At 38.1% G+C, this 6171-nt stretch carries 7 protein-coding genes and 1 pseudogene; all 8 read left to right on the top strand.

From position 1 onward, the window contains the following. Positions 1–477 precede the first annotated feature (477 nt). The 8 genes and pseudogenes from ACFXN8_RS09200 (at position 478) to ACFXN8_RS09165 (ending at position 6147) form a co-directional block, all read left to right on the top strand. On the top strand, positions 478–909 hold the full coding sequence (locus ACFXN8_RS09200; protein WP_386844515.1) for a BrxA/BrxB family bacilliredoxin: 432 nt from the start codon (positions 478–480) through the stop codon (positions 907–909). After that, complete coding sequence (locus ACFXN8_RS09195; RefSeq protein WP_386844513.1) at positions 897–1688, top strand: class I SAM-dependent methyltransferase; 792 nt, start codon at positions 897–899, stop codon at positions 1686–1688. The genes ACFXN8_RS09200 and ACFXN8_RS09195 overlap by 13 nt, the downstream gene beginning before the upstream one ends. A gap of 191 nt (positions 1689–1879) precedes the next feature. Further along, entirely contained in the window at positions 1880–2704 is an 825-nt protein-coding gene (locus tag ACFXN8_RS09190; protein WP_386844511.1) for a TIGR02452 family protein, read from the top strand. An 86-nt stretch (positions 2705–2790) separates the two neighbouring features. Further along, entirely contained in the window at positions 2791–3291 is a 501-nt protein-coding gene (locus ACFXN8_RS09185) for a hypothetical protein (protein ID WP_386844509.1), read from the top strand. Positions 3292–3317: 26 nt separating this feature from the next. Continuing rightward, positions 3318–3827 carry an immunity 22 family protein gene (locus ACFXN8_RS09180; protein ID WP_386844507.1) on the top strand — a complete coding sequence of 170 codons (510 nt, stop codon included), beginning with the start codon at positions 3318–3320 and terminating at the stop codon, positions 3825–3827. 68 nt (positions 3828–3895) lie between these two features. Next, positions 3896–4741 carry an ATP-grasp domain-containing protein gene (locus ACFXN8_RS09175; RefSeq protein ID WP_386844505.1) on the top strand — a complete coding sequence of 282 codons (846 nt, stop codon included), beginning with the start codon at positions 3896–3898 and terminating at the stop codon, positions 4739–4741. Positions 4742–4759: 18 nt separating this feature from the next. Then, on the top strand, positions 4760–5281 hold the full coding sequence (locus tag ACFXN8_RS09170) for a hypothetical protein (protein WP_386844503.1): 522 nt from the start codon (positions 4760–4762) through the stop codon (positions 5279–5281). Positions 5282–5384: 103 nt separating this feature from the next. Then, positions 5385–6147 (top strand): annotated as a pseudogene (locus ACFXN8_RS09165) (ANT(4')-I family aminoglycoside nucleotidyltransferase). The last annotated feature ends 24 nt before the right edge of the window (positions 6148–6171 follow it).

Raw genomic sequence — 6171 nt, 5'->3', positions numbered from 1 at the left:
TTTATTTTTATTGATAGTGAAATTATTCCCAAGTATTACAATTGAAATAACTAAGCCTTTTAATACAGAGCTTAAAACACCAGGTTCCATCAATTGATTTAACGTTATACTGAAGCCGAATATTATGACTACACCGAGAATGGCCTTTATCCATGGATTCATTTTGTTACCTCTTTTATATGTATTTATTTACATTTTATTGGAGTCAAATGATAAAGTAAATGAAAAATCTTTATAATAAGTGTGGATGGAATACTAATAAAAACAATAGAAAATATAATAATAGAATCCATCTTTCGGGTGTGTAACAAGTGTTTAACAAACCAATCCACGTTACACAAAAAAGTCACCAAAATCACGAAAAAGTCACATTCCCCCCGAAAACACATGAAATCGGGCAAAAGGCAAGTCTTTGTACATTCTTGAAAAACCTTGCTATAATAACCTTTGCGAATACATATGAAAGAGGGTAAAAGCATGAACGCTTACGATGAATATATGAAACAGGTAGTGAAGCCGATGCGCGAGGAGTTAGTGGAGGCTGGATTTAAGGAGCTTACGACGGCTGATGCGGTGAATGAGTTTATGGCGGAGGCGAAGGGGACTTCGTTGGTTGTGATTAACTCGGTTTGTGGTTGTGCGGCTGGGTTGGCGCGTCCTGCTGCTCGTGAGGCAGTGGAAGCGGTGAAGCCTGATCATCTTGTGACTGTTTTTGCGGGTCAGGATCCTGAAGCGACTGTTGCGATGCGTGGCTTTTTTGAGGATGTGCCACCAAGTTCACCATCGATGGCGATTTTAAAGGATGGGCAATTGGCATACTTTATTCCACGTGAACAAATTGAAGGATTCCCTGTGGATCAAATTGTTACACATTTAACAGGTGTTTTAGAACAAACATGCGAGAAGTAAAGACCATTGTTACGACAGCGGGCAGACCAGACGATTTATCGTTGGCGCTCGCTGCTTTTGCGTGTGAACAATTAGATGCTTCGTTTGAGCCAAGAAAAAAGCGTTCTGTTCGGAAGATTTCACAGGAATTGCATGCGCATGTGATCGTTGCTGGGAAGAATCGTTTTGAGTATTATGCTTTTGGTGCCGATGAGCCGTTTTTCTTCCATCCGAATTCAGCGGCATTTCGCCTAAAGCGTGTTGCCCGTGGGGAAGCGGAGCCGTTTTTAGAAGCGGCACAGTTTGAAAAAGGAGATTCGGTGCTTGATTGTACATTGGGACTTGCTGCGGATGCTATGTTGGCGGCTTATACTGTTGGCGAAGCGGGGCGAGTTGTTGGGCTAGAAGCGAATCCGAATGTAGCATTTATTGTTGAGCAGGGGATGAAAACCTACGATACGACAGAGCTACCGTTAACTGCATGTATGCGCCATATTGAAGTGGTGCAGGCTGAGGCGATTAGTTATTTGAAGACTTTGCCTGACAATTCGTTTGATGTCGTCTATATGGATCCGATGTTTGAAGAAGTTATTGAAGAAGCCAATAATTTTGAAGCTTTACGCTTAGCTGGAGAACATTTGACATTAACGGAAGAATGGGTAATTGAGGCAAAACGAGTGGCAAGAAAACGGGTAGTGTTAAAGGCTCATTTTCGTTCAGAATGGTTAGCCAACTATCATTTTCAGCAATTAACAAGAACAACTGCGAAGTTTCATTATGGTGTTCTGGATGTTGAATGAAGTAAATATTGTGTTTTCAAGAGGTTTGTTCATTGTGAACGGGCCTCTATTTTTTTATCCAAAATTCAAAATATGGTAATATGAAACAGTATTGGATAGTTTATTAATTGAGTGATATCTATTCCTTTTTAAAGAGAAGAATAGAATTGATTCCAAGACAAACGAAATTTCTATAAAAAGGAGCACTAGAAATGAATCGAAAAGAAATTGCCCAGGAGACATTGCGAATTCAGGAGCAAGGCTATTATAAATATGGCAATGAGCAAATAGATTTTGCGGAAGCACAGAAATTTTCGGAGAAGAATAGTGAGTTGATTGACCCGAAACAGGGGGAAGACATTGTCAAAGAATATCTTAATCTTCCTAAACTGCAACAACAACCTGTATATTCCTTGGGAAATGAAGCAACGGTAAAAGCAATTATTGACTTTGCTACAACAGGAAAAGAGAAAATTGGGGTGTTAAACTTTGCGAGTGCAAAAAATCCTGGTGGTGGATTTTTAAAGGGGGCTATGGCTCAGGAGGAAAGTTTAGCAGCTTCCAGCGGGCTATATAAAACGCAGCTTTGTAACGAGGGCTATTATAAGGCAAATCGTTCGAATCGGTCGATGATGTATACGAATTATGCAATCTACTCTCCAGATGTAGTCTTTTTCCGTGATGAGCGCTTTGCTCTAATGAAACAGCCAGTGACTGCCTCGGTACTAACCTTACCTGCTGTGAACTACGGACAGGCTTTGGCGAAGGGAGAAGATAGTCAGGAAGCAGAACGTGTAATGAAAGATCGAATGCGATTAGCATTAGCGCTATTCGCATATAAAGGAGACAAGCATTTAATTTTAGGAGCATATGGCTGTGGTGTCTTTCGAAATGATCCACAAAAAATTGCTGCATGGTGGCGTGAGCTTTTAGAGGATGAAGGCTTTGGACAATTGTTCACAGAGATTAGGTTTGCCGTATTAGACACTTCTAAAAATCACAGCTGCATTAGTGCATTTACTAATATAGTAGAATAATTTAATAAGCAAAAGAAGGATATGACGATCTGAAAAAAGAAATAAGAACATCATTTGAACTTGATTTATTAAAAAAGGCACAGTCAATGGAATTTATGAACCCCCCTAGTCCGTGGGGGCATGAAACAGTAATCCCTGCATCTGGTGTAATTGCGTGTGGATGGGATCAAGATGAAAACGTTGTTCTGATTAGCGGTTCAGGATACAGCATGACAGAGCCAATTACTGGTTCTCGCATACATAGAGATTATGATGCTAATACGACCTATGACAGTAGAAGTGAAGATAATTTGTTTTTTACTATACCTTTTACTAAGGAAAAGATTATGATATTTGGCTTGGATGCTGGCGACGGTATTCATGTGTCAAATGATGGATGGCATCTTGAAGTCATTTATCCTTGGTGGCCACGAGCAACTGTCATTATCGACAATGTTTTTAAAGCAAATCATCAGTATTTAACAGATGCAACTGCAATTGACTTAGGTCGTTTAGATGGCTCGATTAAATGTGGATTTTCTCCATCAGGAAATCATTTAATGATTATGGGTTCAGGAGGAGCTTTAATCTATTCTAGAACTGTCTGATGGATCTCTAAAAAGGATGTGACATAGTGATTTTCGACTACTACCAAGAAAATAGCGGCTATGTATCGATTTGGGCTGGCCATTTTGAAAATAATGATCAGCTTGATAGCTATCTTTCAACAGTTTATCAGCGTGAGGATGAGACCGATGAAGAATTTTCAAAAGAGCTAGAGCGGCTTTTCCTATCACAAAATCAAAACCGAGCGTGTGAAGTTGAATTGAAAGAGCTTTATGATGAATTCTACAATCAATTTGAATATGATTTTGGGTTCACCTTTGATGAGGATTTTTGTGAGGCAGTTTTTTATGAGTTAACTTTTACTAAACTGGATCAATTACTACAAAATGATTTCTCTTATTCTGAACAATTTAAAGGTAGATTTATTTCAAAAGTAGGGAATGATCTATCACAACCGTACAATGCGATAATTTTGTTATTCGGTGTCAATTATGATGGGCAAAATTTGACGGTCAACCATGATACATATCATATCGACTTTCTTGGGACGATTTATTTTGATGATGAAAGGGGTTAGCGATGAGAATTCTTTTTTGAAGTGATCCTTTAAATAGTAAGTCAGTTGATGTTGATTATGAATTAGAAATGAATACGGCAAAATCACTCGGGTTTAAGGTTGATTTAATTCAACTCGAGGACTTATTAAATCAAAAAATTCAACAGGTACTGCGTCTAATTGAGCCCTCGCATACGCTGGAAACGGTCATATATCGTGGCTGGATGTTGAGTCCTGAAAATTATGAGAAGTTATATCAAGGGTTGTTAAAGAAAAACTTGAAACTTGTTAACAGTCCTATGCATTACACTGCATGTCACTATTTTCCGAACTCCTATCATATTATTGAAGATTACACGCCTAAAAGTAAATGGATTGATATAGAGGCTGTTCATCAAGATTACAATACGATCTACGAAGTTGTTGCTGAATTTCATTATCAACCAATACTCATTAAGGACTATGTGAAATCAAGAAAGCATGAGTGGGAGGATGCGTGTTATATTCCTGACGCATCCGATAAAAAACAGCTTGATTTTGTTGTCAAAAATTTTGTTGAGAGACAAGGACAGGATCTTAATGGAGGAATTGTCTTTCGAGAGTTTATTCCATTAGAGAAGATAGCTGACCATCCAAAGAGTGGCGTGCCGCTGTCGAGAGAATATAGATTGATTTTTTTTAATCGCCAGCTCTTACAAGTCCTAGATTATTGGGAAGAGATTACTTATGATAATGAACAACCTAATTTGGACGCATTTATTACCTTAGCTAGTCAGTTTAACAGTAACTTTATCTCCATCGATATAGGGAAAAACGTTGATGATAGATGGCTTATTATTGAGGTTGGGGATGGGCAAGTGTCAGGATTGCCAGAAAATGCAGTTGAGGTAGAAAGATTTTACAAATCTTTAAAATTGAAAATCTTTGAACAATGAAATTTTAGGGGGATGTGTATGAATCAAATAGAGGGGAAAATCGAGCTGTTTTTGAAAAATCCATTAGCGGGAGAAGAAAGCTTTTGGGATAGTGAAGCATTAGTATGGGTGGATTGGAAAGATTTTGACGAATCGATCGCGGAATATTTTAACGAATACTTACTTGAAGAAGATAAAATAAATGTTGAACTAGTTGAAAATGATAAGCCAAGGTGTGTTGATATTTTCTTGATAAAAGATGAAGTGAAGAAAGCAATCCCGTATGATGAAGAAAGAACGGATAGGGACACAACTTTGAAAGCTGTACAGGACTTTATTGCTCCGAAATATAAAATCCGTTGGTACATGGATTCACTTGGCGGAGATACGTTGGCTTTTTGTTTGCTACCAACTGAAAAGTGGTTGCGGTTAGAGAAAGAACATGGGGAAGAAAAAGTTACCTATTATTTTGCGCCTCTATTACATGACTCGGTTATGTTTGAAATGGATATCGACGAAATTTCAGATTTGTTGGAAAAGAGAAAGCAAGATGTTAATTAAGGAAAGGTGATTTTGCACATGACAGCAGACAAAATTCCTCGTTAAGCTCGTGGTCCTCCACGGCCCATTATATAGCTCAATTAAATAATAAGGAGAGACAAATATGATTGGTCCGAAAAAGGTAACGAGAGAAGAAAGAATGGAAATTGCTTATGCCATTGCCAACCGAGTTTTAGAAAGATTTGGTTCGAAGGTACAAGCAATTGGGATTTACGGTTCATTAGCCCGAAAAACAGATGGGCCTTTTTCAGATATAGAAATTAAATGTATTTTAAACACTTTAGATGAAAGTTTTACCTATGAGTGGACAGCAGGGCGATGGAAGGCAGAAGTGAACTTTGACAGCGCAGAAGATATTATCGAAGAAGCGACTACAGTTGACGAAGAATGGCCGCTGACGCATGGGCAATTTTTCAACATTTTACCTATTTATGACCCGAAGGATTTTTTCTCTGAATTAAAAGCAAAAGCTAACTCAGTAGATAGCTCGATATTTAAAAAAGCGATCTGTCGGACTTTAGTAGAAGAAATGTACGAGTATATTGGCAAAATGAGAAATATTGAAGTACAAGGTCCTCAAACATTTTTACCGATTTTGGCGATGGAAATTGCTACAGCAGGTGCAATGATTTTGGGATTGCACAATAAACAATTTTTCACAACTTCTGCTCAAGTATTACCGGAAGCATTGTCGTTTAAAGATAAGCCCGATGGATTTGATGTTCTATGTGAGTTGGTGATGTCCGGAAATCTCTCTGACCCACAACAAATTATTGCGATCTGCGAGACCTATTGGGGGTTCTTTACTAAAATGGTCTGCTCAACATGGATATCAAATTGAATGTTCAACTGTTATACCGTGGTAACTTAAAATAAAATGTTTACTTTTT

The sequence above is a fragment of the Lysinibacillus sp. NPDC059133 genome (genome assembly GCF_042755925.1).
Taxonomy (GTDB): domain Bacteria; phylum Bacillota; class Bacilli; order Bacillales_A; family Planococcaceae; genus Lysinibacillus.
Note: the sequence above shows the minus strand (reverse complement) of the source record. Positions and strands in the feature narration are given on the sequence as shown.